The 24,761-nt window shown below is 63.1% G+C and carries 20 protein-coding genes; 10 read left to right on the plus strand and 10 right to left on the minus strand.

The window, feature by feature from the left end:
• Window positions 1-9 precede the first annotated feature (9 nt).
• The 7 genes from BKX96_RS27420 to BKX96_RS27450 all read right to left on the minus strand — a co-directional run bounded on the left by BKX96_RS27420 (window position 10) and on the right by BKX96_RS27450 (window position 9,293).
• A complete protein-coding gene (locus BKX96_RS27420) occupies window positions 10-996 on the minus strand; it encodes a WD40/YVTN/BNR-like repeat-containing protein (protein ID WP_077185971.1) in 987 nt (328 codons plus the stop codon).
• Between the two features lie 288 nt (window positions 997-1,284).
• The gene (locus tag BKX96_RS27425; RefSeq protein ID WP_077185972.1) at window positions 1,285-2,235 is read right to left on the minus strand and encodes a bifunctional OB-fold nucleic acid binding domain-containing protein/MaoC family dehydratase; all 951 of its coding nucleotides are present in this window, start codon (window positions 2,233-2,235) and stop codon (window positions 1,285-1,287) included.
• A 4-nt stretch (window positions 2,236-2,239) separates the two neighbouring features.
• The gene (locus BKX96_RS27430) at window positions 2,240-3,451 is read right to left on the minus strand and encodes a thiolase family protein (RefSeq protein ID WP_046817060.1); all 1,212 of its coding nucleotides are present in this window, start codon (window positions 3,449-3,451) and stop codon (window positions 2,240-2,242) included.
• A 93-nt stretch (window positions 3,452-3,544) separates the two neighbouring features.
• Window positions 3,545-5,212 (minus strand): DUF1302 domain-containing protein, encoded by a 1,668-nt coding sequence (locus BKX96_RS27435; protein WP_077185973.1) that lies wholly within the window; start codon window positions 5,210-5,212, stop codon window positions 3,545-3,547.
• Between the two features lie 67 nt (window positions 5,213-5,279).
• Window positions 5,280-6,365 (minus strand): MBL fold metallo-hydrolase, encoded by a 1,086-nt coding sequence (locus BKX96_RS27440; protein ID WP_077185974.1) that lies wholly within the window; start codon window positions 6,363-6,365, stop codon window positions 5,280-5,282.
• A complete protein-coding gene (locus BKX96_RS27445) occupies window positions 6,358-8,211 on the minus strand; it encodes a long-chain-acyl-CoA synthetase (protein WP_143512480.1) in 1,854 nt (617 codons plus the stop codon). The genes BKX96_RS27440 and BKX96_RS27445 overlap by 8 nt, the downstream gene beginning before the upstream one ends.
• Complete coding sequence (locus BKX96_RS27450) at window positions 8,208-9,293, minus strand: alkene reductase (protein ID WP_077185975.1); 1,086 nt, start codon at window positions 9,291-9,293, stop codon at window positions 8,208-8,210. Before BKX96_RS27450 ends, BKX96_RS27445 begins: the two co-directional genes overlap by 4 nt.
• A gap of 254 nt (window positions 9,294-9,547) precedes the next feature.
• Here BKX96_RS27450 and BKX96_RS27455 point away from each other — a divergent pair, with 254 nt between their 5' ends.
• Window positions 9,548-10,876: a spinster family MFS transporter gene (locus BKX96_RS27455; RefSeq protein ID WP_046817055.1), complete on the plus strand. Its 1,329-nt coding sequence runs from the start codon at window positions 9,548-9,550 to the stop codon at window positions 10,874-10,876.
• Between the two features lie 230 nt (window positions 10,877-11,106).
• Window positions 11,107-11,541 carry a nuclear transport factor 2 family protein gene (locus BKX96_RS27460; protein ID WP_077185976.1) on the plus strand — a complete coding sequence of 145 codons (435 nt, stop codon included), beginning with the start codon at window positions 11,107-11,109 and terminating at the stop codon, window positions 11,539-11,541.
• A 71-nt stretch (window positions 11,542-11,612) separates the two neighbouring features.
• On the opposite strand, the gene cysQ is transcribed toward BKX96_RS27460, so the two are convergent.
• Window positions 11,613-12,377, minus strand: a complete 765-nt coding sequence (gene cysQ, locus BKX96_RS27465) for a 3'(2'),5'-bisphosphate nucleotidase CysQ (protein ID WP_179092184.1) — start codon at window positions 12,375-12,377, stop codon at window positions 11,613-11,615.
• A 1,044-nt stretch (window positions 12,378-13,421) separates the two neighbouring features.
• Between cysQ and cysD the strand changes: the two genes are divergently transcribed.
• From cysD to BKX96_RS27505, 8 genes are all read left to right on the plus strand, one after another.
• Window positions 13,422-14,408, plus strand: coding sequence for a sulfate adenylyltransferase subunit CysD (cysD, locus tag BKX96_RS33320; protein WP_256721677.1), 987 nt, complete (start codon window positions 13,422-13,424; stop codon window positions 14,406-14,408).
• Window positions 14,408-16,321, plus strand: a complete 1,914-nt coding sequence (gene cysN / locus BKX96_RS27475) for a sulfate adenylyltransferase subunit CysN (RefSeq protein WP_046817053.1) — start codon at window positions 14,408-14,410, stop codon at window positions 16,319-16,321. Before cysD ends, cysN begins: the two co-directional genes overlap by 1 nt.
• A 69-nt stretch (window positions 16,322-16,390) precedes the next feature.
• Complete coding sequence (locus tag BKX96_RS27480; RefSeq protein ID WP_077185978.1) at window positions 16,391-17,503, plus strand: DUF1214 domain-containing protein; 1,113 nt, start codon at window positions 16,391-16,393, stop codon at window positions 17,501-17,503.
• Entirely contained in the window at window positions 17,500-18,687 is a 1,188-nt protein-coding gene (locus tag BKX96_RS27485) for a sulfotransferase family protein (protein WP_077185979.1), read from the plus strand. Before BKX96_RS27480 ends, BKX96_RS27485 begins: the two co-directional genes overlap by 4 nt.
• 31 nt (window positions 18,688-18,718) lie before the next feature.
• Window positions 18,719-19,435, plus strand: a complete 717-nt coding sequence (locus BKX96_RS27490) for an EthD domain-containing protein (protein ID WP_077185980.1) — start codon at window positions 18,719-18,721, stop codon at window positions 19,433-19,435.
• A 21-nt stretch (window positions 19,436-19,456) separates the two neighbouring features.
• On the plus strand, window positions 19,457-19,912 hold the full coding sequence (locus tag BKX96_RS27495) for a nuclear transport factor 2 family protein (protein ID WP_046817049.1): 456 nt from the start codon (window positions 19,457-19,459) through the stop codon (window positions 19,910-19,912).
• 20 nt (window positions 19,913-19,932) lie between these two features.
• Complete coding sequence (locus BKX96_RS27500) at window positions 19,933-20,400, plus strand: SRPBCC domain-containing protein (RefSeq protein ID WP_046817048.1); 468 nt, start codon at window positions 19,933-19,935, stop codon at window positions 20,398-20,400.
• A 40-nt stretch (window positions 20,401-20,440) separates the two neighbouring features.
• Window positions 20,441-21,232 (plus strand): SDR family oxidoreductase, encoded by a 792-nt coding sequence (locus BKX96_RS27505; RefSeq protein WP_077185981.1) that lies wholly within the window; start codon window positions 20,441-20,443, stop codon window positions 21,230-21,232.
• A 161-nt stretch (window positions 21,233-21,393) separates the two neighbouring features.
• Here BKX96_RS27505 and BKX96_RS27510 read toward each other — a convergent pair whose 3' ends face one another.
• Window positions 21,394-22,776: a DUF1329 domain-containing protein gene (locus tag BKX96_RS27510; RefSeq protein WP_178134576.1), complete on the minus strand. Its 1,383-nt coding sequence runs from the start codon at window positions 22,774-22,776 to the stop codon at window positions 21,394-21,396.
• A gap of 92 nt (window positions 22,777-22,868) precedes the next feature.
• Entirely contained in the window at window positions 22,869-24,551 is a 1,683-nt protein-coding gene (locus tag BKX96_RS27515; protein ID WP_077185982.1) for a class I adenylate-forming enzyme family protein, read from the minus strand.
• Between the last annotated feature and the right edge of the window lie 210 nt (window positions 24,552-24,761).

The following is a 24,761-nucleotide window of genomic DNA, read 5'->3' on the forward strand; positions in this document are numbered from 1 at the left end:
GCCTCTCATTCACTGGGTGGCCTGTGTGGCCATTTGGGCAGCGACGCTGCCACCTGAACCCTGCAATACGCCGCGCTCGCCTCCGACCAGCAGCCGCGAGCCGACCATCGTCGCCGAGGTCAACGTACCGAGCCCGGCCAGGCGTCCGACGCCGACCAGCGCACCCTGTGCATCCAGGCGCACCACCGAGCTGCCGGCACCGACGATCACCAGGCCCGACTGATCGGGCAGCAGTACATGGCCGTACAGCGGCAGTTGATTGCCGACCTTGACCTGGGTCCAGCTGTCGCCGAAGTCGTGGCTGACGAACACGTGCCCGCGCATGCCATAGGTCACCCAGTTGTTCGCGCTCAGGCGAACGATGCCGAACAGCGAGCCGCTGTAGAACGCCGGCAAGCTCTGCCAGTGTTGGCCGGCGTCGTTGGTGCGCAGCACCAGGCCCTGCTCGCCCACCAGCATGCGGCGGCCATCGTCGCCGCCGGCCATGCTGTTGAGGTGGGCGTTGTCGATGTCCAGGGACTGCGGCGTCCAGGTCTTCCCGGCGTCAGCCGATTGATAGAACTTGCCGAAGCTGCCGAACGCCATGACGCTGTTGCCATCACTGGTCCAGATGCCCAGCAGCGGTTCGCCCAGGTCGCTGTCGTAGCGCATTTCCTGCCAACTGCTGCCGGCATCCTCGGAGCGCAGGATCCAGCCGTCATGCCCGACGGCCAGCAAGCGCTTGTCATCCAGGGCCACCACGGCGGTCAGGGTGGCGTTGCGCTGGGTGGCGACGCTCGCGGGCTGCCAGCTGACGCCCTGGTCATCGCTGAGCAGGACACTGCCACGCTCGCCCACGGCGACCACGCGCGCGCCAAGATTGAGCAGGCCATTGATCTGCACCCGGTCCGGGCGCGTGGCCAGCAATTCCGCTTGTGGGGGGGATTTGGGGGAGAAGGTGTAGCCAATGGTCAAGGCGACCACCAGGCAAACCGCGTAGCCGATCACCGAACGCATGAGTAACGCTCCTGTTCGGGGGTGGCGTGGATAGGGCAAGTCATAGGGCCGATCCTCTTGTTTTTGTCACGCGCCAGGGCATGCGAGGCAATCGAGATGGGCGTTGCCTCTGGGGCAATAGTCGGCGCAAGGGAGGGGGGACACATCGTCCAAATGGCTTATGCAACTGTGGGAGCGAGCCTGCTCGCGATGGCGGTAGACCAGTCGGCATTGATGCCGACAGGAATGGCCTCTTCGCGAGCAGGCTCGCTCCCACAGGAGATCACCGCTCATGGGCTTGCGTGGGGATCAGGCCATGTACAGGATCACCAGGTCGTTGATCACCGAGGGCCGGTCCTGACCCACCACATGAATGTTGAGTTCCAGGGTCAGCTGGGTACCCCGGGCGAGGATTTCGACTTTTTTCACCCGGGCTCGCGAATGAATGCGCGAGCCGGCCGGTACCGGCGCCGGGAAGCGCAGGCGATCGGAGCCGTAGTTGATCTGGGTGCTGAAACCGTTGATCTCGAACCCCAGCGCCAGTTTCATTCGCGACTGCAGCACTTGTACCAGCGCACCGTGGGCGATGGTGCCGCCGAACGGACTTTGCAGGCGCGCCCGCTGCGGATCGGTGTGGATCCAGTAATCGTCGCCCGACAATTGGGCAAAGGCATCGATCAGTGCCTGGTCGACCACCACCACGTTGCTCCAGTCGCTGTACTGCTCGCTGACCAGGGCCTGCAAGGCCGGCCCATCGTTGAGGTCGACCTGCAGGGCGACGGGTTGCTGCGAGGTCGCAGGCGCCGGTTCGCTGTCCTGTGCAGGGAGCGACTCGAACGCCGCTGCATCCTTGTCCACGCCGGTAAAGCGCAGCAGGCGGTTGCCCTTGGCGTCGACTTCGGCGAACACCGGCTGCAGGGGCATGCCGATGCGGATCTCGGTTTCGTCGAGGCCGACCAGGTTGGTGTTGATGCGCACCCCTTCGGCCAGTTCGACCACCGCCAGTTTCTGCGGCATCTCATCCATGAAGTCGGGCAAGGTGGCGATGCGCGTCACGGTGTAGCTGTACAGCGTGGCGGCGCCGTCGACTTCGCGCCAGGCCAGGTCGTGTTCCAGGCACACCGGGCAATGCCGGCGCGGGTAGAAGTTCCAGTGCGCACAGGCGTTGCATTGCTGGATCAACAGGCGGCGAGCCTTCAGGCCCTCCCAGAAGGGCGCGGAGATCGGCGTCGCGACCGGCATCGGTTTGTTGTTGGACATGTGCTTATGCTCCCTGAAGTATCAATGCGCCCTGCTCGCTCATCACGCCGCCAGTGCCGGAGACGTAGACGCTGTCGCAGCGGCCCAGTTGGCGTTCACCGGCGGTGCCGGCGATCTGCGTCACCGCCTCGATCACCTGGCTCATGCCACCGGCCGAGGCCGACTGGCCGAAACTGAGTTGCCCGCCATGGGTGTTCATCGGGAAATCGCCACGCCAGGTCAGGTCGTGTTCGCGCACGAACGCCATGCCCTCGCCCTTGCCACAGAAACCGGCGTCTTCCAGGGTCAGCAAGGTGGTGATGGTGTAGCAGTCGTAGATCTGCGCGGCATCGACATCTGTGGGTTTGAGCCCGGCCATGGCAAAGGCCCGCTGGGACGCCGGACCGATCGGCGTGTGCAGCATGTCTTCTGCATAGGACGGCGACTTGAACGCCAGGTGCTCGCCAAACCCGGTAATGAAGGCTGGACGCTTGCGCGCCCGCGCCGCCACTTCCTTGTTGGTGATGATCAATGCGGCGCCACCGGCCACCGGCATGACGATTTCCAGGACGTGCAGCGGGTCGGCGACCATTTTGCTCGCCAGCACCTGCTCGATGGTCAACGGCTGGCCGTAAAACATCGCTTGCGGGTTGGCCAGGGCATTGGTGCGCTGGTCGACGGCGATCTTGGCCATCGCCCGCTGGTCATAGTCGTACTGCGCGGCATAACGCTGGGCGATCATGGCGTAGCCGGTGTTCTGGCCCATGTGCCCGTAAGGCAAATCGAACTCGGCTTCGGGCGCGCCGAACGCCGTACTGTGCCCACCAAAACGCATGGACCGGGCCATCCAGCCAGGATCCTCGTCGGGACCCAACGGCGCCATGCGGGCGGGGATGACGCACAGCACGGCCTGGCACAACCCCAGTTCGATGGCGGCGGCGGCGCGCCAGACCATGCCCACCGACGTACAGCCGCCAAGGTCGACCACTTCGGCGAAGTTCAGCCGCAGGCCCAGGTATTCGGCGGCCATCGCCGGTACGAACACCGAGGCTTCATGAAAATGCGGGCCGTTGATCACCAGCCCGTCGAGGTCCGAAGCCTTGAGCCCGGCATCGCGTAGCGCCTGGGCCGCCAGGTCGGCGACTTGTTCAAGGTGAAACATCTTGGGCGCGGTGGAGTACTTCTCCGGTTTGTACTGTGCGCTGCCAACAATGGCCGCATGCCCTTTGAGCCCCATAGTGCCTCCGTGCCGAAGCGTTACGCCGCGGCTTTTTCCAAGTTGTGTTTAAGGTCCGGGCGCCATCAAGCGCCGCGGAACTCGAGTGGTCGGTCAGAAGGTGTATTTCATCGAGAACGTGGCGTAGTCGCGGTCGGCGAACGGACGGTCGATCGCATCGGCTTCACCCAGGTAGGCGATGTATTTCAAACCCAGTTCCAGGTTGCCCAGGTACTTGAAGGTCGTGCCCGCGCTCAGGCGTCGGTCGCCGGCGACGCCGGAGATGCTTCCGGCCATGGGCGTGGAGCCGCTGAAGACGTTGGAGAAGCTGAAGGGGACTTCCAGATCCCAGCCTTGGAAAACGCCCGGATAACTGAACGATGCGCCCACGGTGTAGGCACTGGAAGACTTGGTGCGGTAACCCGCGGCTGTGCTGTAGGTATAGTCATCGGAAGGAGCCACCAGGGGTGCCAGGGAGGGTAATAGGTTGACGCCTTGCAGGTTGGGCGCCGCCGAAGTGGACTCGACGCTGTCGACCTGCACGCGGATGATTTCGGCGGTCAGGCTGGTCTGGCTGGCCCAGGGACGATCCCCCAGGATACGGATCGCCGACAGCTGCATCTGCTGGCCCTTGCCCTTGGCCGGCACCGCGCCGAGGCCGGTATTGACCATCACCGGCGCACCGTCGCGGTACGACCATTCGGCGCCGACCTGGGTGTCGCCGATCTTGGTCGAGGCGCTGATGCCGGTCAGCTTGATGTCTTCGAAGTACTTGATCTCGTAACCATTGCTGACGAAGGCGTTGCGGCCACCGCCCACTGGCAGCGGGTCGTAGCCGACCAGGGCGGTGGCCGGGTTCTTGTCGTGGTAGTTGACGTGAAACAGCGACAGCTCGAGGGCCGGTACCGGGCGGTAGCGCATCTGCACGCCCCACTGACCACCATCACTCGGCTTGTCGGTGCCGCGGTAGGCGATCTTCTGGCCGTTGGCGTAGATAAACTCGCGCCCTGGCCCAACCACGTCGCTGCTGGACAGGTAGCTGCCCACCGGCGGCAGTTCGGTGCCCTTCCATTCGTATTGCACGTAGGCACCGAAGGTCAACTGGGGGTTCAGTCGGAACGAGCCGGAGAACTGGCCCACCGGCAACAGGACTTCCTTGACCTCGACACCCGGCTGCGACGCTTTTACCGCGTCAGACGGGTTTTGTACGCCGTTCACACCCGGGTAGAACAGACTCTCGCCCCAGGATTCAATGTGGCGCCCGGCCTTGACGTCGAGCATGGTGTCGTTGTCAAAGCGCCAGCCGCTGAACGCATAGACGTCCAGCAGTTTGCTGCGGCCGCCACTGTAGTAGCGGGTGTCACTGGTGAACTCGTCGTTGTCGCCGTTCTTGTTCACGGTGGCAGGCGAGTCGTTATCGTTCTTGCGGTGGTAGACGTCGTCGTAGAAGGTACTGCCGCGCACCACGGCGCCGTAGTTGTCCTTGCGCAGGATCATTTCCGCCAGCGCGCCCACGCGATTGGTGGTCAGGCTGCCCTTGTCGAAGTTGCGGTTGGCATCGTCGGCGTTGACCGTCAGCAAGCGATCGCTCTGACTGCCAGTGCGCACACCGATGCCGTAGCTGGTGGTCACCGACCAATCCATCGTCGCGCCGTTGTCGAACTCGATCGTATCGCCAGCCCACACCGGTGTGGACACCAGCGCAATGGCTGCCGCCAGGCTGGTGAGCTCAAACGCACGCGAACCGATGACCGTGGAGTTATTGTTGTTCTTGTTGATCACACTGACTCTCCTCTATGACAACCGGCTGGCTGCCTGGAATGTTCAACACTGCTGCCGTGCCGCCCGCTCAAAACACCCTGAGCGGGTTAACAGCGCACGCTCCCCTTACAGCACGCCGGTAGCGGTATCGCCCCCGGTCCTCTTCACGCTCCAGCGACCCTTCGGCCACCAGATAGTTGGCATGGGCCAACGTTTCGCCCAGCGCCATCAGTTCGTCGAAACGACCCGACAGTTTGGGAAACAGCACGGCCATCAGTTCGAGCACGGTGCGCGGCTCGTCACAGGCGGCCAGCATCTGCGCCAGGTGCCCTTGGTGATGGGCTTGCAGTTGATCCAGGCGCTCATGCAAATTGAAAAACGGCCGCTCGTGCGCCGGCAGCACCAGTACGCTGTCGGGCAAGCTGCGCAGGTGCTCGATGGAATCGAGCCAGTCGCGCAGTGGGTTGGCCAACGGTTGCGTGGCATGCACGCCGACAGTGGAAGTGATGCGCGGCAACACCTGGTCGCCGGAAATCAGCAAGCCGTCATCGGCGGCATACAGGCAGGCATGCTCCGGCGAGTGCCCGCGGCCGATGACCACCTGCCAGTTGCGGCCACCGATGTGCAGGCAGCTGCCTTCCTGCAGACGGCGGAAATGGTTCAGTGGCGCCGGCAGGAAATGCGCGTTGCTCATCACCGCGAACATCTCGGTGCTGTGCTCGTCAGTCACGCCAGCCTTGCGGTAGAAATCGAGGAAATCCCAGCCCGGTGGCTGGTCGGCGGGAAACCTCACATGCAGCGACTGGAACTCACTGGCGGTCATGTACACCGGGCAGTGAAAACGCTCGCTGAGCCAGGCGGCCACCCCGGCATGGTCGGAGTGAAAGTGGGTGCAGACCACTGCCAGCACCGGCAGCCCGCCGCACACTTCGCTGAGCACCCGATCCCAGACCTCACGGGTTTGCGCGGTGTTCATGCCGGTGTCCACCACCACCCAGCCATCGGTGTGGCGCAGCAGATAGAGGTTGATGTGGTCCAGGCGAAACGGCAGCGGCATGCGCAGCCACCACACGCCCGGCGCCACTTCACGCACCTGCCCGGAGTCCGGCGCCTGCGGCCAGGGATACCGCAGGCCGCTGCGCAGTTCGTGACCGTTGGCGTCGAGATCAGCCATGGTCGGCCACCGTGAAGGGCGTCAGGCCAGCCCGCGCCAGGGCTTCTGGCGAGTAGGGCACATAGCTGCGGGCCTGCTCGTCGCGGATGAACAGCGGATCGCTGCATCGAGTCGGGCAATAACCCTGGCGCTGCAGATCGACCTTGCGCAGCTTGTAGCTGGCCGTCAGGTCTGCCGACTGGGTGACCCGCACGAATACCGGGGCCGCATAGCGCGGCAGGCGCGCTTCGGTCAGGGCGTACAGGGCGGCGGGATCGAATGCCTGGCCCGCCTGCATCAGCACCGCGGCCATGCCGGCGCGGCCTTCATGGCCCGGCACCAGGACGCCATAGATGTTGATCAGTTCCAGCCCCGCCAGATCGCCCAGGGCATCGGCCACTTCCAGGGTCGAAACGTTTTCGCTCTTCCAGCGATAGGTATCGCCGATGCGGTCGACAAAGTAGCAGTAACCGTCGGCATCCTCGCGCATCAAGTCGCCGGAGCTCCAGTAGGCATCGCCTTCGCGAAACACATTGCGGCGGATCTTGCTCTCGGTCGCCTCAGCCGAGGTGTAACCCTCGAAGCGTCCGCCACCGATCTCGGGGTGATCGACGATAAAGCCCATGGCCTCGCCCACCTCACCCACTTTGCAGACTTGATAGAAACCGTTTTCGTCCCGCGGATGGCAGTCGTTTTCGATGTCGTAACGCACCAGCCGCAAGTTGGTCTTGTTCCAGTCCGGTATCCGTCCGCAGGAACCGAAATAGTTGTCGACGTTGATCACGGCGGAGTTGGCTTCGGTGGCGCCCCAGCCCTCGAACACCTGGATCGGGCCGAAGCGCTCCAGCCAGCGCTGCCAGGAGTCCGGCGACAGCCCGGCGCCGAGCATGCAGCGCAGGCTGTGCTCGCGCTCGCCGGCGCGCATCGGCTGGTTGAGCAGATAGCGGCAGATCTCGCCGATGTACTGGAAGATGCTGATCTGGTGGCGCGCCACATCGTTCCAGAACTCGCGCACACTGAACTTGCGGCGCACCACGATGGCGGCACCTGCGCGCAGTGCGGTGGAGGTCACCGAGGTGGCTGCGGCGCCGTGGTACAGCGGCAGGCAGCAATAGAACACATCCTTGCAGGTAGCGTTCAGGGTGACTTCCATCACATCGCCCGAGGACATCCAGCGCATGTGGCTGTAGCGCGCCGCCTTGGGCAAGCCGGTGGTGCCCGAGGTAAAGATCAGCAGCGTCGCGGCCTGCGCTTCGATGTGCGCGCGGATATCCCGGGGAAACGGCATGCGCGGAGCCTTCTCCAGGCGCGCGGCGAAATGCCCGTCGATGCCCTTGGGCAGCGGGCCGCTCCAGGGATTTTCCGCGTCACGTATCAGCCAGCATGGCAGGTCTGGAAAACCTTCGGTGGCCTGCACATTGGCCAGGCATTCCTCGCCGATCACCAACGCCTTGGCATCGGTGGTTTGCAATGCATGCAGCAGCGGGCGGCCGGTGACCTGGGTATTGATGAAGGCCACCACCACCCCGAGCTTGACCAGGCCGAACCAGGTGCAGAAGAACGCCGGACGGTTTTCCATGGCCAGGGCGCAGACATCGCCGGCGCGCAGGCCATTGGCATAAAAGGTGTGAGCCATCTGGTTGGCCCGGGCATCGACCTCGGCGTAGCTCAGGGTCTGCTCGCCGTAGATCAGGAACGTGCGCTCACCCTGCTCGCGCGCCTGATGTTCGAGGCGGTCGGCGAGGGTGTAGCGGTCTTTCGGCTTGATCAGCCCGGCGGCGGCCGCGCGCTGGTCGAGCAGTGCCTGGGTCTGTTCCCGTGGAACCACGCGGGTCGGCAGGCCGTGACTGAGGTCATTCAGGTTCATTGCGCCACCTCCTGGGCATTGGCTTGATAGGCGCTGTAATCCGAGTAGCCCGCCGGGCCCGGCGTATACAGGGTCTTGCGGTTGAAGCCAGCCAAAGGCAGGCCACGCTGCAAGCGCTCCACCAGATCGGGGTTGGCAATAAAGTGACGGCCGAACGACACGGCAGCCCCCTCGCCCGACGCGAGAGCGGCACTGGCCGAAGGGCCGTCGAAACCATCGTTTAGGATCAAGGCGTGGGGGCTGTGCTTACGCGCCAGGGCGAAGGCATCGAGCTCGGCCAGGGGCGAACGCATGATGTGCAGGTACGCCAGGCTCAACGGCGCCACGGCTTCGCACAGGGCGGCGGCCGTCGCGACCGGGTCCTGATCGTCGATGTCGTTGTAGGGGTTGCCGGGGCATAGGCGAAAGCCGACACGGCCGGCGCCGATGGCACTGGCCATGGCCTCGATCACGTCCTTGGCGAAACGCACTCGCCCGGTCACGTCGCCGCCGTAGACATCGCTACGCCGGTTACTGCCGGAGGCCATGAACTGCATCGGCAGATAACCGCTGGTGCAATGCAGTTCGACACCGTCGAAGCCGGCCAGGCGCGCATTCAGTGCGGCCTGGCGATAGTCTTCGATGACCTCGCCGATGCCTTGCAGGGTCAACGCCTGCGGCTCGTCAGTGTCCACCAGCCCGGCAGCGTCGCTGAACACCTGGGTACGTGCACGCAGCGCCGAAGGCGCCACCGTGGCCGCGCCTGCCGGCTTGTTGTGGCGACTGGCGGCGCGGCCGACGTGCATCAACTGCAAAACGATGCGCCCGCCCTCGGCGTGCACCGCCTCGGTGACCCGCCGCCAGCCGACGACCTGCTCGTCGCTGTAGATCGCCGGGGTGCGACAATAGCCCAGGCCGCTGGCGGACGGCGCAGTGCCTTCGGCCACGATCAACCCGGCACTGGCCCGCTGGCGGTAGTATTCGACCATATCGCCGCCGGGAATCGCATCGGCAAGGGCGCGGCTGCGCGTCATGGGAGCCATGACGATGCGGTTGGCCAGTTGAAGCTCGCCCAAGGCGACCGGCTCGAACAAGACGCTCATTTCAATTCCTCAGCTTCTTATTGTTTTCAGGCTGTCGCAGGGCTTGCCACAATGTGGGCAAACGCTGGCATGGCAGCGGATACGGGCTGAATGATTGACGTTGAGCGCGAGCGAAACATCGTCCGACAAGACTAGGTTTGCCAAGGTGCACGGCGGCTTGCCGGCAAAGCCGAAAATGGTCTGAACGGACGATGAAAAAAACACTGTGCACGTAGAGCATCGCGCCAACTAGAACAAAACCGGGAGCACCCGCAGTGAACCAGTCCACCCCCGTCACATGGCGAACGCACTACGCGCTGTTCGTGCTCGCCAGCATCTATGTGTTCAACTACATCGACCGTCAGTTGATGGCGATCCTGATCGAGCCTGTAAAGCTTGAGTTCGGCATTTCCGATACCGGCATCGGCTTGCTGTCGGGGGTGACCTTTGCAGTGTTCTACACCGTGTTCGGCTTTCCGCTGGGGCGCCTGTCGGACCGCATCGGGCGCAAGCCGGTGATCGCCTTCAGCTGCATCGCCTGGAGCCTGATGACCATGCTCTGCGGCATGGCCGGCAACTTCCTGACCCTGGTGCTGGCGCGGATTGGCGTGGCCGTGGGCGAAGCCGGCGGCACGGCGCCGTCGGTGGCGATGGTCTCGGATTTGTATCCGCCCAATCGCCGCTCCACAGCCCTGGCATTCCTGATGCTCGGCTCCAGCCTGGGAGCGGTTGTCGGCCTGGGGCTGGGCGGCTGGATCGCCCAACACCATGGCTGGCGCTACGCCTTCCTGTTGATCGGCGCTCCGGGCATTTTCCTCGGCCTGCTACTGCTGTTGACTGTGCGTACGCCCAAGCGGGTCGTACCGCTGAGCAGCGCCACATTGCAACAAGACGGCTGGCTCAAGACCCTCACTGAGCTGTTTCGCATGCCCTCGTTCCTGTGGCTGGTACTCACCGGTGGCGCGGCGGCGATTGCCGGCTACGCCATTGGCACCTGGAGCCCGAGCTTCCTGATCCGTTCCCACGGTCTCAACATGCAACAGGCCGGATTCCTGGTCGGCGTGGTAGGCGGCGGTGGCGCGGCCATTGGCACCCTGGTCTGCGGCATGCTCACCGACCGCATGGCTCGGCGCGATGTCGGCTGGCAAATCGGCGTGCCGCTGCTGGGCACGCTGATCAGCATTCCCTTCGCTTTGGCGTACTTCCTCTGGCCCCAGGGCACGGCGTTCCATATCGGCAGCACTGCCGTACCGCAGGCGTTCCTGTTCTACAGCGCATTCGCCTTCTTTGGCGTGTGGTGGGCAACACCATGCCTGAGCGCCATTACCCACCTTTTCCCGGCGACCCGCCTGGCCCAGGCCACGGCGATTTTCGTCATGTCCATGACCCTCCTGGGCGTGGGCATCGGGCCGCTCTTCGTTGGCATGCTCAGCGACTTCTTCGTGCCAACCCTGGGCAGCGAGTCGTTGCGCTACGCCCTGGCCTCATCGGTGTCGATGCTGGCGCTGGCCAGCGTGTTCCTGGCCCTGGCGCTGCCACGTTATCGGCAACAGATGAAGAACCCCGCTGCGCCCCTCGCGGCGATCCGGCCAGTGACTGCCTGACCGCTTTCGCACATCACCATGCCGCTGCAACCCTTGCCGGGTTGCAGCGGCTTTTTAATGGTTCTTCATGCATTTGCGGGGAAACATGGATGACGCAATTCCTGTAGGAGCTTGCTGGCGATGCGCTGGCAAGCCAGCTCCCACAGTAGATCGGGTACGGCCGTGGGAGATGGGTTGGCTGTCAGGCCGCCATCGCCAGCAAGCCGGCGCCTACAAAAAAGAGGATCACCATGAGCACCAGCGCCATACAGATCAGCAACCTGCTCTACCGTTACGGCGAATACCTGGACAGCGGCCAACTGATTGAAGCGGCCGAGCTGTTCCGTCATGCCCGCATCAAGCTGCAAAGCCAGGAGACCTTCGCCGATCACAGCGCCTTGCTGGGCATCTGGCAGCAACGGATCAAGCGCTACCCCTGCGGCACACCCCGCACCCGGCACATCATCAGTAATCCGATCATCGACCTCGACGAGGCCGCAGGCACCGCGTCGGTTCGTTCCTGCTACACCGTGCTGCAAGCCACCGACACCCTGGCCCTGCAACCCATCGCCAGCGGACGCTACCTCGATGAGTTCGTACAGATGGACGGGGTCTGGCGCTTCAGCTTTCGCGATTACTCGCACCTGGACATGATGGGGGACTTGAGCGCGCATCTGTCGATGTAGATCACGAAATCGCCAACAAAAAGGGCCTGCTTCCATCCCCGGAAACAGGCCCGTGCGCAAGCGTGTGGGGTCTATAACCCGTGAGCGTAGAAATGCGGGTTGTCCAGGCCGGGCTTGCCGTAACGCAGCACATCGCCGCCAAGGATGCGGATCTGTCCACCGGCAGCCACCAGCACCGCATGCCCCGCGGCAATATCCCATTCCATGGTGCGCCCCAGGCGCGGATAAAGGTCTGCCTCTGCGCAAGCGACCAGGCAGATTTTCAGCGACGAGCCGGCGCTTTTCAGTGACCGCACCTGGCGCCCGTCGAGGAATTTATCCAGCGCCTGGGCATCGCCATGGGAGCGACTGGCGACAACGTCCAAGCCTTCTTTCGCCGCTGCCCGGCAGTGGATGGGCTGGCGCTGCCCGGCCTGCTCGATAAAGGCGCCGCAACCACGGGCACCGGCGAACAGTCGCGCAAGCGCGGGCGCGAGCACCACCCCAAGCACTGGTTCAGCGTTATCGATCAGGGCGATATTGACGGTGAACTCGCCATTGCGATTGATGAACTCCTTCGTCCCGTCAAGCGGGTCCACCAGCCAGAAACGCCTGCCGAACTCAGGCACCAAGCCGGCGGCGGCAGCCTCTTCCGATATCACCGGAATCTGCGGCGTGAGCGTCGCCAAGGCTTGAAGTATCAAGGCCTCGGCACTCTCATCAGCTTCGGTCACTGGCGACGCATCGTCCTTGCCGCGCACCTCGAAATCCGAACGGTACACCTCCAGCACCAGCTCACCTGCCTGGCGGGCAATACCGATGACGTCTTCAAGCAGAACAGTCATTGACTCGTTCATGGCAACTCTCCTGTTTTTTGTTCTTCACATGGTCCATTCGGCCTATGCGCGATTTTGCGGATCCGGGAACAGTACAGGCATCCACTCCAACGCCACCGCGCAAATGGATGTTTAACAGGAGCTCCCGTGTCCCACGGCAATCAGCTGTCCGTTGCACAGATCAACACGCTTCGCCTGCGCGCCGTGAAGTTGCGCATCGCCGGCAGCACGCTCAAGGCCATCAGCCAGGACACCGGACTCTCCTCGCCGACCATCATCGCTGCCTACAAGGCGTGGCAAGCCGGCGGCTGGAAGGCGGTACCCGTGCGCGAACGCGGGCGCAAGCAAGGCGAAGGCCGCAGCCTGTCCGCCGAACAGGAGCAGAACATCTACCAGCTGTTGGTCAGCACGCCGCCGGAACGGCACCAGTTACCGTTCCTGCTCTGGCACCTGGAAGCGATGCAGGCACTGGTCAAGCGCCTGCACGACATCGACTTGCCCGAGCGCACCGCCACCCATTATCTGCAACGCTGGCAGCTCAATGCCGAGCGCCCGGCCAAGCGTGTCGCCCATGCTTGCCTGGCGGTACAGCGCTGGTATCGCAGCACCTACCGGGACATCCTCGAACAGGCGCGTACGCAGAATGGCGAGATCCACTGGATCGATGACTACGGTGCCCGTAACGATCAGGGCAAGCTCAGTCACGGGGTACTGCGCGCGGTCAGCAATCGCGGCAAGGTGCTCTGGCTGCCTTACGAAGACGGCTTGCGCGCGCCCCACCTGCAAGCCTTCTTCGACCGCCTGCATCACTCGGCCGAACGCAAAGTGTTTGCCCTGCTCTCGGGCATGCACTGGCAACGCGCCGCGACCTTCATCACCTGGGCCGGCGAACGCGCTGAGCGGCTGCAGCTGTTTCATCTGCCCGAAGCCAGCGCAATGCTCAGCGGCGCCCGCGAACTGGCGACCCAGATCGGTCAGCAAGCCGCTCATGTCAGCCCTGACGATGTGCCTGCCGCGGTCGCCACCACCCTGCCCCGCGACCCCATGCTGCAGATGCTGCGCCAGATGTTAAAACATCAAGTCGCGCAAAAGTCCGAATCGCAGCGGTTGTACGTTGATAAACGACAACAACAAAAAGCGAGAGGCAAATCTATGACGCTTACCCATCTGCAACGACTGGAGGCCGAAAGCATCCAGGCAATGCGCGAGGTTGTCGCCGAATCGGACAACCCGGTCATGCTCTACTCCATCGGCAAGGACAGTGCGGTCATGCTGCACCTGGCCATGAAGGCCTTCTACCCGGCCAAGCCGCCCTTCCCTTTGCTGCACGTCGACACCACCTGGAAGTTCCAGGAGATGTATCGCTTCCGCGATCAGATGGTGGCCAAGCTCAACGTCGACCTGCTGACCCACACCAACCCCGAAGGCATTGAAATGGGCATCAGCCCGTTCAAGCACGGGTCGCAGATCCACACCGACATCATGAAGACCGAGGGACTGAAACAGGCGCTCGATCACTACGGTTTCGACGCGGCCTTCGGCGGCGCACGCCGCGACGAAGAAAAATCACGGGCCAAGGAGCGGATTTTCTCCTTCCGCTCCGACCAGCACCGCTGGGACCCGAAGAACCAGCGCCCGGAGCTCTGGCACCTGTACAACACGCGTAAACACAAGGGCGAGTCGATCCGCGTGTTCCCCCTGTCGAACTGGACCGAGCTGGACATCTGGCAATACATCTACCTGGAAAACATCCCGATCGTGCCGCTGTATTTCGCCGCGCCGCGCCCGGTGGTGGAGCGTGACGGGATGCTGATCATGGTCGATGACGCCCGCATGCCGCTGAACCCGGGTGAAGTGCCGATGATGCGCAACGTGCGCTTTCGCACATTGGGTTGCTACCCGCTGACCGGTGCCGTCGAGTCCGAAGCCGACACCCTGCCCAAGATCATTCAGGAAATGCTCCTGACCCGCACGTCCGAGCGTCAGGGGCGAATGATCGACCACGACGCGTCCGCATCAATGGAGAAGAAAAAACAAGAGGGGTATTTCTGATGGCACACGTATCCGACCTGATTGCCGAGGATATCGGGCAATACCTCAAGTCCCACGAGCACAAGAGCCTGCTGCGCTTCATCACCTGCGGCAGCGTCGACGATGGCAAGAGCACGCTGATCGGACGCCTGCTCTACGATTCGAAAATGCTCTTCGAAGACCAGATGGAAGCGCTGGAGGCCGACTCGAAAAAAGACGGCACCCAGGGTGGCGAACTGGACTTCGCGCTGTTGGTGGACGGCCTGGCCGCCGAGCGCGAACAAGGCATCACCATCGACGTGGCCTACCGTTTTTTCTCCACGGAATTGCGTAAGTTCATCGTTGCCGATACCCCGGGCCATGAGCAGTACACCCGCAACATGGTGACCGGTGCCTCCACCGCCGACGTGGCCGTGGTGATGATCGACGCCCGCCGCGGCGTGCTGACCCAGTCCAGGCGTCACAGCTACCTGGCTTCGCTGATCGGCATTCGCAAGGTGGTCCTGGCCGTCAACAAGATGGACTTGATGGACTACTCGGAGAAAGTCTTCAACGCCATCGTCGATGACTACCGCGCTTTCGCCAAACAGATCAATCTTCACGATGTCACCGCGATCCCGATGTCCGCGCTGCGCGGTGAGAACATCACCGAGCAGAGCGAGCACATGCCCTGGTACCGCGGCACCACGCTGATGGGCTACCTGGAAACCGTCGAGATCGACGAGGCGCACCAGCAGAAACTGGCGTTCCGCATGCCGGTGCAGTGGGTCAACCGCCCCAACCTCGATTTCCGTGGATTCACCGGCACCATCGCCAGCGGCATGATTCGTCCCGGCGACCGCGTGCGGGTATTGCCGGCCGGACAAGAGAGCCGGATCTCGCGCATCGTCACCCTCGATGGCGACCTGCAACAGGCCGTGGCCGGCCAGTCCATCACCCTGACCCTGACCGACGAAGTCGATTGCAGCCGTGGCGATGTCCTGTCCACCGCAGAAGAGCCGGCCAGCGTCGCTGACCAGTTCCAGGTCAGCCTGATCTGGATGCACGAGCAGGCCATGCTCGCCGGCCGCCCCTACCTGATGAAGATCGGCGGCAAGACGTTGCCGGTCACCCTGGCGGTGCCCAAGTACAAGATCAACGTCAACACCATGGAACACCTGGCGGCCAAGGAACTGGCGCTGAACGAGATTGGCGTGTGCAACCTCTTCACCAGCCAGCCGATCGCGTTCGATCCCTACAAGGACAACCGCGAAACCGGCAGCTTCATCCTCATCGACCGCCTGACCAACGCCACCGTCGGCGCCGGCCTGATCGAGTTCTCCCTGCGCCGTTCGCAGAACATCCATATGCAGCACGTGGACGTGAACAAGAAGGCACGCGCCGAACAGATGGGCCAGCAGCCGGTGCTGCTGTGGTTCACCGGGTTGTCGGGCGCCGGCAAGTCGGCCATCGCCAACCTGCTGGAAACCCGCCTGTATGCCCGCGGCCGCCATACCTACCTGCTCGACGGCGACAATGTGCGTCACGGCTTGAACCGCGACCTGGGCTTCACCGACGCCGACCGGGTCGAGAACATCCGCCGGGTGGCCGAGGTGTCCAAGTTGTTCGTCGATGCCGGGATGATCGTGCTGACCGCCTTCATTTCGCCGTTCCGCTCCGAGCGCGAGATGGCGCGCGGGCTGCTGCAGGAAGGCGAGTTCATCGAGATCTTCGTCGACACGCCGCTGGCCGTGGCCGAGGAACGCGACCCCAAGGGCCTGTACAAGAAAGTCCGCCGCGGCGAGTTGAAAAACTTCACCGGCATCGACTCGCCTTATGAGGTGCCGACCAGGCCGGACATCCATATCCAGACCAGCAAGCTGACGCCGGAAGGTGCCGTGGACCGGATCATCGAGGTGCTGACCGAGCGCGGTTTCATCGGCCAGGAACGCTAGCCCCGACGCCCGGCTCACGCCTCTGCGCAGGCGCTCGAGCCGGGCTCACCCCATCAAGAGAGTCCAACAATGACAATCAGCTCTATTGACGAACAACAGCTGTCGAGTGGCCAGACCTGGGCCACGTTCTGCGATCACCTCAAGCGCTGCGGGGAGCAGATTCTGCGCCCCGAAGCGCCCGCGGATGCGGCCACCCGCGCCGAAGGTTTCCGCTACCTCACACGCCTGCTGCGCATCGGCCTGGAAATGCACATCGAATTTGCCGACCCGGCGTTTCCCAGTTTCTTCAAGACCTCCCACGAGACCGCAAAGATCGGTGCCGACAACCCGGACAACCTCTACGAGTACTCGCGCCTGGACGGCTCGCTGGACTATCGCATCAAAGGCCAGCGCGGCAGCGTCGCCTACCTGAGCTTTGGCACCCAGAAAGGCGGTTATGAAACCGACGGCACCCTGATCCAGACCGGGTTCATCGACGCCAGCGAGCTACAAGTCGATGACCAGGGCAATTTCGACATCATCCTCAGCCGCGAACCGCAAGCGGGCAACTGGCTGAAAATGGAAGGCGCGACCAACGCCTTGATCGTGCGCCAGACCTTTCTTGACCGGCGCTGCGAAGTGCCGGCCAAGTTGAGCATCGAGCGAATCGGCACCGATGCCAAGCCACAGGCCCTTGACCCGGTGACCTTCCAGCAAGGCCTGGCGCGGGTCGCTAGTTTCGTCGAGAACACCGCCCGGCTGTTCGCCGACTGGAGTCAAAGCTACCTGCCCCACAGCAATCAGTTGCCCCCCGCCAACCAGGCACTCTGCCAATCGGTGGGCGGCGATCCGAATATTTTCTACTACCACTCGCACTGGGCGCTCGCCGAGGACGAGGCGCTGGTGATTCACATCGATAAGGTGCCGGACTGCGACTTCTGGAACTTGCAGATCAACAATTACTGGATGGAGTCGCTGGACTACCGCTACCACCAGATCTGCTTGAACAAGCACCAGGCCCGCTACGACGACAACGGCGGCGTGACGCTGGTACTCAGTGAGCGGGACCCCGGGGTGAGCAACTGGCTGCAAACCGCCGGCGTCCGCCAAGGCACGCTCTGCCTGCGCTGGGTCGGTGCCCAGGAGCAATGCCACCCCACCACTCACGTGGTTAACGTCGCTGCCGTCGTGGAGGCCCTATGAACGCGCCCACCCGAATTGAAAACCTGACCGTCGACAATCTGTTGGCCAGCGCCGTCGCGCGCACCCACGGCCTGAGCCATTTTGGCGATGATAATTACCGTGCGTCCCTGCAGGCGCTGCTGGATGCCCTGGCCAGCGAAGCCGGGCTGTCGCAGACCGGCCTGCACCTGCTGGAAGAAAGGCTGGTCGGGCAACTGGTCAACCGCCTGGTGATGGAAGACTACCTGAGCCGTTATCCGGAAATAACCCGGATACCCATCGACGATCCGCTGGTCATCGTCGGCCTGCCGCGTACCGGCACCACCATGCTGCAGCGCACGCTGGCGGTCGACCCACGTTTCTACTCCGCCGCCTGGTGGGAGACCCGCTTTCCGGCACCGCTGACGGGTGAAACCCTGGCCGCGCCGGCCAAGCGCATCGCCCAGGCCAAGGCAGAGGTCGATCTGATGGCCGAGGTGATCCCGCAGATCCTCGCGATCCACCCGCTCGATGCCCTGCTCTGCGACGAAGAGTTCATGCTCATGGAGCATTCCTTCATGTGTGCCATGGACGCCTACGTCAACGTGCCCAGCTACACCCGTTGGCTGGATCAACAAGACCAGCGGCCGGTCTACACCCAACTGAAAAAAATGCTGCAGTTCTTGCAGTGGCAGAAGCAACAACGGGGTGAGCCGGCGGGCCAACGCTGGCTGCTCAAGGCGCCACAACACCTGCACACGCTGGATCTGCTGCTGGATGTCTTCCCCGGCGCGCAGGTGATCCTGACCCACCGTGAACCAGCCCAGACCATCCCGTCGATGGCCAGCATGGCCCACACCCTGTGGCAGATGTACAGCGACAACCCGGACCCGAAAGCCGCGGGTGAGCAGTGGAACCACCGCATGGCGCGTGGCATCCGGCACACCATGCAGGTGCGCGAGCAGCATGCGCCCGAGCGTTTTCTCGACATCCACTTTGCCGACACCGTGAAGCAGCCGCTGCAAGTACTGGAGAAGGTCTATGCCTTCGCCAAGCTGCCGTTTACCGATAAAGCCCGCGCCGACGCACAGGGCTGGCTGGCGCAAAACAGCCGGGAAAAACGTGCCAGCCACGACTACAGCCTCGAACGTTTCGGCCTGAACGAGGCGCAGATGACCGAGGACTACAGCGAATACCGCGCCCGTCACCTGGGCGTCAATCACTGAGCGTCAATACTGAACAAGGGCTGGAAAACTCATGGAAAAAATCATCTTGACCCTGTGGAAACCGGCGCAACCCAACGCCGGGCAATGGCGTGCGGATTTGCTCGGCCTGCGCGACGGCCTGGTTGCCGCCGGTGCAAAAAACATCCGCGTCATGCTGGTCGATGAGGCGGTGGCCGCCGCATCCGCGCAACGCATCACCAATAGCGCAGCGCCCCCGGACGGGATGCTCTCGTTGTGGCTGGACAGTGCCTCGCAGTGGCCCGCGATCAAGACCCTCGTGGCGCCTTTGACCAGCCGCCTGGAGGCGTATCTGGTGGTGGAATCCGAGCCCTACCCCGAGGAGCGCCAGGCCCGCTCAGCCCTGTACCAGGTGCCGGTCGGCCAGCGCACACCCGGCATGAACCAGGTGGCGCTGCTGCACAAGCCAGATCGTATGAGCTACGAGCATTGGCACGACACCTGGCGCAACGGGCACGGGCCTAATGCCTATCCACTGCAATCGATCTTCGGCTACCGGCAGAACACCGTGGTACGGGCGCTGACCTTCGGTGCACCGGTGCTGCACGCCATCGTCGAAGAGAACTTCCCGCCCGAGGCCATCGGCAATCCGCAAGGTTTTTTCGCCGCCCTGGGCGACCCGGAAAAATGCGCGCAGCGCCAGCAGGCCATGTACGAATCGACCAGCAGGTTCATCGACTTCGAGAAGATCGACTGCATCCTCACCAGCGAGTACCAGCTCAGTGCCTGAATGGCCCCAAGGAGGCTTCACATGTTGGACCTGCAAGCAATCGAGCTGATCAAACAGCTCAAGGCGCGGTATTTCCGCGCCATCGACACCTGCAACATCGAGATGCTCCAGGGCATGCTCACCGAGGACGTCGCCCTGTCGTTCAAGAGCCCTGCCTACGAGTTCCACGTCAACGGCCTGGGCGATGCGCTGGACTTCTACCGCAGCTCATTCACCAAGACCCGCCTGGCCACCCACAACGGTCACACCCCGGAAATCGAAGTCGCTGGCGACCAGGCCACAGCCCTCTGGTACCTGAGCTACGTGTTCATCAACCTCGAGGACAACACCCACATGCACGGCAGCGCGATCTACCAGGATCGCTACGTCAAGCGCGACGAGCGCTGGATGATCGCCGAGACGGGCTACGAAACCCTGCTCGAGACTCTCCAGCCCTTGAGCGAACAGCTGCAGATCACCTCCAGACCCATCAACTGAATGCACAACAGGAGACTGTCATGGCCAGAGCAGAAAACATAGTGACCTCCCACACGGTGGAAATCGATGCCCCCGCCCGGGTGGTCTGGGAGGTGCTCATCGATCTGGACAATTACCACCAGTGGAACAGCTTCTGTCCGCACATTCGCTGCGGCCTGCAGATCGGTGACGAGGTGCATATGCAGGTGCTTTCCCCCGAGACCGGCGAAACCGTTCCGGTGTTCGAATACCTCGTGGCCTGCGACCCAGAGCAACTGTTGTCCTGGGAGCAACGCCCCGTCCCGGAGAACATGGACGCCGCCCGCCGCGACCAGTACATCACGGCCATCGATGCCAACCGTTGCCGCTATTTCACCACGGATATTTTCCTGGGCCTGAACCAGGACACGATCATGCGCGAACACGGTGCCTGGGTAAAAACCGGCTTCGACCAGATGGCCCTGGACCTGAAACGACGTGCCGAAGCACTGCACGCCAGTCGCACCTGAACGACCCATTCCCTACCAGAACAATAAGAAGGTGATCACCATGTTGCTCAAAGATAAAGTCGTCATCATTTCCGGTATCGGCCCAGGCCTTGGCATCAAGCTGGCCGTGCGTGCCGCGGAGTATCAGGCCAAGGCCGTGGTGTTGGCCGCACGCACCCCGGCCAAGCTGGATCAGGCCGAGCAAGCGGTCCGCGACGCGGGCTACAGCACCCCGATCCTTAAAGTCCCCACCGACATTTCCCAGGTCGAGCAATGCCAGGCGCTCGCCGACCTGACGATCGAGCACTTCGGCCAGATCGATGTACTGATCAACTCCGCCTACGCCCACGGCGCCTGGGGCAGTTCCTCAGAATCGTCAATGGCAGACTGGCGCAACGCGATGGACGTCAACCTGTTCGGCACCATGCACATGACCCAGGCCGTGCTGCCGCAGATGAAGAAACAGAAGTCGGGCAGCATCGTCATGATCAACACCATGGCCACTCGCACCCCCAACCAGCTGGAATCCGGTTATGCCGTTTCCAAAGGCGCGTTGAAAACCGCCGTGCAGTACCTGGCCCAGGATCTCGGCCCGTTCGGCATCCGCGTCAACTCCACCTTCATGGGCTGGATGTGGGGCGCACCGGTGATCGGCTACTTCGAGAGCGAAGCCAAGCGCCTGGGCGTCCCGATGGAGTCGCTGGTCGAGCAGGTCGCGCAACAGATTCCACTGCGCAAGATTCCGCAAGACAGCGACTGCGCCATGGCCGCCCTGTACCTGGCCAGCGACTTCGCCAAGGTCATTACCGGCGCGCAACTGGACGTCAACGGCGGCCACTACCTGCCCTGCTAAGCCCTTCAAGTCGACAAACCTGCGTACCGGCTACAAACGGCTGCTGGAGATGATCGGCCACGGCCCCCCCAATGGTCGATCACCTCTGCGCCGATCAACTGAAGCAAAAAAAAGCCCCATCGGATACCGATGGGGCTTTTTTCATTGCAACGACCCGGCGCTTACCGCCCGATCGCCCGCGCCGCATCCGCGGTGTATTGGTCCGGGGTGAACTTGCCTTCGTTTAGGATCGGCCCCTTCTTCGCTTCGTTGGTCATGCCGTAGCCGGTGTACTGGCCGGAGTTCAAGTCCATGAAAAACTGCGAACCGGCCTGCCAGCCGCTCATGTCAGGGTGGTAGTAGTAGTTGATCATGGCGTGCTTCCACAGCTGCCCACGGGCGTCGTAGTTGTCGGCCAGGACCGCGTTCCAGGTGTCTTCGTCGATGAACAGCACGCGCTTGCCATAGACATGGCGATAGCCTTCCTTCAAGTCCGCTTCCAACACCCACACGCGACGTAATTCATAACGCATCAAATCGGGATTGGGATGGTTGGGGGTCAGCATGTCGGCGTGCTTGACGGTGCCGGCGTTGGGCTTGAAGGCGTTGGCCGGCGTGTAGATCTCGCGCTTGCCGATCAGCTTCCAGGTGAACCGCTCTGGCGAGCCGTTGAACAAACGGTCTTCGTCGATGGTCATGGTGCCGTTGGTGCCGATCATCGGCTGATCGAAACCGTAGCCCGGCAGTTGCCGTACGCGCCGGGTCGATGGGCTGTAGGTCCAGGCCTGGCGCGCATCGGTGCCGAAGTTGTAGGGTTCATGGGAAATACTGATGGTGCCGTTGTCCCGGGCCGGCTTGAGGGTCATGTTGTTGCTCATGGCCGCAATCTTGTCTTCGGTCTTGGAGTCGGCGGCCGGTGAGTTCCCCAGTGCCAGGTTTCGCGCGTAGGCTCGCCCCCAGCCAATGCTGCCGTTGGGCAGGACCGAGGCCAGGTCGGAGGTTTTTTCCTCGGTGTAGGCACGTGCCGGCAGTTGGTGATTCCACAGCAGTTCCATGCCGTTCTTGGGGATCGGGAACGGCACCTGGCCGATCCCGGTGAAACCGGCACCGTCGTTGACCAACTGAGCGTGCAGCGCATTGTCCATCACCCGACGGCAGACGTAATCGGGGTAGCGAAAATCCCGGTGGCCGGGGTAGATGTTCATCTTGTAGGTGGTCGGGTACTTCTTCAGCAGGGCCTTCTGCCCTTCGGTCAGGTGCGCCTCGTACTGGCTCATGTTCTGCGCGGTGATCACCAGGATCGGCTTCTCCGCCGCATAGGGATCCACCGGCTGGTCGCCGGAGAATTTCACATGATTCCAGCCCGGTACTTCACCCAGGTATTTGCCGGTGTACGGCGGAATGGTGCCCTCGGCGTTGCCAGCCTGCTCGGCGCCGACACAGGTCAGCTCCTTGCCCAGCTTGGCCGCTTCCTGGGGTGACACCGCCGCGTGCGCATAACCCATCAGCCCGCTATTGGCTGTGACTGCGACCGCGAGCATGAGACCTGTTCTTGTTATTTTCATGTGATGCCTCCTACGCTGATAAGGCTGTGTGGAATGGACCCATTGTTCGTGTTCTGCCGGCCCGGACATCGTCCGGAAAGACTAAGGCGGTGTTACGCGCCCAACTTTTCTTGCAGCTGTGCCTTGAGCACCTTGCCGGTGGCATTGCGGGGCAAGGGTTCGCGAACCCGAAAGACCTGCGCCGGCACTTTGTAAGCGGCCAGGCGCTCGGCGATGAATGCGCAGATCTGCGCCTCCTGGGGCAGTGTCGAGGCCTGGCCATGCACGGCCAGCCCTACCGTCTCGCCCAGCAGCGGGTCGGCAATGGCGAACGCCGCCGCCTCCAGGACTCCGGGCATATCGAGGACGCAGGTTTCGATTTCCGCGGCGGAAATCTTCTCGCCACCGCGGTTGATCAACTCCTTGACCCGGCCGGTGATGTGGAGGAATTGCTCTTGGTCGAGGTAACCGATATCGCCAGTGTCCAGCCAACCGTCGCGCAGGCTTTGCGCAGTGGCTTCGGGCAGGTTCCAGTAGGCGCTCATCAAGGTTGGGGAACGCAACCAGATCACCCCGCGAGTGCCCGCCGCCTGGGGCTGATCAGGGCTGTCACCGATACGGATATCGACGATCGGCAGTGCCCAACCCGCTGCCTGCGGCTTGTACACGAACGGATCGCCACCGATGGCCGCGCCGATGCCATTGCTTTCGGTCAGGCCATACCCGGCACCGCCGATGACGTCAGGCTTGAGCTTGAGCATGTCGTCCAGTACCCCGGCGGACGACGCTGCGCCGCCCAGTCCGAGACCGAACAGGCTAACGGTATGCTCGCCGCCAAAACGGGGTGATGCCAGCAGTTGCTGCATCATCACCGGCGCCCCATTGAACTGGGTACAGCGCTCATCGCGAATGAGGTCGATGGCACGTTCGACATCCCACTTGTACATCAGCATCAAGCGCCGACCGCCGCGTAATGCCGACAAAAACTGCGCATGCAAGCCGCTGACATGGAACAGCGGCACGGCCGCCAGCGTGGTGGGTGGATAGCCGCTGTTGAGCACCACACCGATACGCTCGGGCGAGCTCATGGCGCAAAACGCGCCTTGGAAATCCAGGGCAAACAGCGCCTGGCAAATGGCCCGGTGACTCGACACGGCGCCCTTGGCGCGGCTGGTGGTGCCCGAGGTGTAGAGGATCAGAGCCGGCGCGTCAGGATCGATTTCAAGAGTGGGTACCGGTAGTGCCGGAGCGCTGATCAAGTCCTCGAAACGCAGGCAGTACTCGGGCAACGTTGCTTCCTCGGCCCCGACGACGATGGTGGCGCGCTGCTCGCGGGCCAGGTCTTCGTGCAGGGTTTTCAGACGCGCTTCGTCGCACAACAACAGGCGCGAACCGCTGTCCTGCAACGCATACTGCAACTCGTCGCGCAGGCCCCAACTGTTGAGCGGCACACACACCGCGCCACAGCGCACGATCGCGGCGAAGGCCACCAGCCACGCCGGCTGGTTGCGCATGGCAATCGCCACCCGCTCGCCCGGTTGCAGGGCAAAACGGGCGACCATCTGCCCGGCCAGGCGGTCGACCTGATCGAAGAACTGGTTGAAGGTCAGGCGCTGTGACTGCCAGACCAGAAATTCACGGTCACCGTGAACCCGACCGGCGTCGAACACCTGCAGCAAGTCGTGCGCGGCGTGACGAAAGTAACGTGGAGCGCCGTCATCGGGCGTTACCACTTCAAACGGAGCACCGGGGGCGATCAGTTCGCGCCACGCGGTTTGCCAGCGTTCAATGCTCATTTTTGTTTTCTCCAGGACAGCCGAAAAACCTGTGGGAGTGGGCGCCTGACACTCCGCTATCGCGAGCAGGCTCGCTCCCACAGGGGTGTTGCGTCGTACTCAAATGCCGCGTACCCCTCCGATTCCATGTGGGAGCGAGCCTGCTCGCGAAGAGGCCGGCACATTCAACATCCTCGTTGCCTGACCCCCCGCTTTCGCGAGCAAGCCCGC

Origin of the sequence: Pseudomonas putida, assembly GCF_001976065.1 — a bacterium.
GTDB lineage: Bacteria > Pseudomonadota > Gammaproteobacteria > Pseudomonadales > Pseudomonadaceae > Aquipseudomonas > Aquipseudomonas serbica.